This window comes from Halomonas sp. SIMBA_159, from assembly GCF_046536035.1.
Classification (GTDB): domain Bacteria; phylum Pseudomonadota; class Gammaproteobacteria; order Pseudomonadales; family Halomonadaceae; genus Vreelandella; species Vreelandella venusta_A.
The window spans coordinates 1-277 of record NZ_JAWJBT010000430.1; the positions used below are offsets into that span (position 1 = coordinate 1).

The 277-nt window shown below is 67.1% G+C and carries 1 protein-coding gene; it reads left to right on the top strand.

Translation table 11 applies throughout. The features are described 5' to 3' along the window. A partial coding sequence (locus tag R0J87_RS19910; protein ID WP_498888415.1) for an SLC13 family permease occupies positions 1-277 on the top strand: 277 nt, incomplete at both ends.

The following is a 277-nucleotide window of genomic DNA, read 5'->3' on the forward strand; positions in this document are numbered from 1 at the left end:
GGCGGCATGGGCACGCTCATCGGTACGCCGCCGAACGCCCTGTTCGCCGGCTACATGCAGGAAACCTACGGTGTCGAGATCGGCTTCGCACAGTGGATGCTGGTCGGCGTGCCGTTTGCGTGCGTGCTGCTGGTCGTGACCTGGCTTGTGCTCACCCGGCTGGCGTTTCGGCTCGAACACCGCCCGGTGGACGGTGCCGACGCTGAGCTGCGCGGACAGATCGCGGCGCTCGGTCCGATTTCCCGAGGCGAGCGGCTGGTTCTGATCGTTTTCGCCG